This is a genomic window from Escherichia sp. AM3, from assembly GCF_032029835.1.
In the GTDB taxonomy this organism is placed as follows: Bacteria; Pseudomonadota; Gammaproteobacteria; order Enterobacterales; family Enterobacteriaceae; genus Escherichia; species Escherichia coli.
In genome coordinates, this window is record NZ_JAVUPQ010000341.1 from 1 (window position 1) to 1183 (window position 1183).

General features: G+C 54.0%; 1 protein-coding gene. It reads right to left on the reverse strand.

Features of this window, described 5'->3' with window-relative positions; genetic code table 11:
• A protein-coding gene (locus RTW80_RS25670) for an IS3-like element IS3 family transposase (protein ID WP_096852488.1) occupies positions 1-1122 on the reverse strand; the annotation gives its coding sequence in 2 pieces (ribosomal slippage) (positions 1-861 and positions 861-1122; 1123 coding nt annotated over the 2 pieces). This gene is flagged as partial in the annotation.
• Positions 1123-1183 lie beyond the last annotated feature (61 nt).

Genomic DNA, 1183 nt, shown 5'->3' on the forward strand with positions numbered 1-1183 from the left:
CGCCACACCAACTGTGCCGCCGCCACCGATTGTAATCACATTCGATATAATTAAACACCGTTGCCCGCATTATTTCCCGGCTGATAAAGTGTTCTCCATGGATACATTCCACTTTCAGCGAATGAAAGAAGCTTTCCACGCAGGCATTATCGTAGCAGCAACCTTTTGCGCTCATACTTCCACGCAGATTATGCCGCTTCAGTTGCGCCTGATAATCTGCTGAACAGTACTGGCCTCCACGGTCCGTGTGAACGATAACGTTCCGGGGCCTCTTACGCCGCCACAGCGCCATCTGCAGGGCATCGCAGGCCAGTTGCGCCGTCATGCGTGGCGACATTGACCAGCCAATAACGGCACGTGACCACAGGTCAATGACCACTGCCAGATACAGCCAGCCTTCATCTGTACGTAAGTACGTGATGTCTCCTGCCCACTTCTGGTTCGGGCCACTGGCGTAAAAATCCTGCTCCAACAGATTTTCTGACACAGGCAGGCCGTGTGCGCGGTAGCTGACCGGGCTGAACTTCCGGGAGGCCTTTGCCCTCAGTCCCTGACGGCGCAGGCTTGCCGCCACGGTTTTTACGTTAAAGGGGTAACCCTGAGCACGCAGTTCATCCGTCAGGCGTGGGGCACCGTAACGCTGTTTTGACCGGGTAAAAGCCGCGAGGACAACGCTGTCGCAGTGTTGGCGGAACTGCTGACGCGTGCTTATCCTTGTCCGCCGCTGACACCACGTATACCAGCCGCTGCGGGCCACCCGGAGCACGCGGCACATTGCTTTGATGCTGAACTCAGCCTGATGTTTTTCAATAAAGACATACTTCATTTCAGGCGCTTCGCGAAGTATGTCGCGGCCTTTTGGAGGATAGCCAGCTCTTCATCCCGTTCTGCCAGCTGGCGTTTGAGACGTGCAATCTCGGTAGACATCTCCAGTTCACGTTCAGAAGACGTCTGCTGATTTTGCTGTTTACTGCGCCAGTTGTAGAGTTGTGATTCATACAGGCTGAGTTCACGGGCTGCGGCAGTAACACCGATGCGTTCAGCAAGCTTCAGGGCTTCACTGCGAAATTCAGGCGAATGCTGTTTACGGGGTTTTTTACTGGTTGATACTGTTTTTGTCATGTGAGTCACCTCTGACTGAGAGTTTACTCACTTAGCCGCGTGTCCACTATTGCTGGGTAAG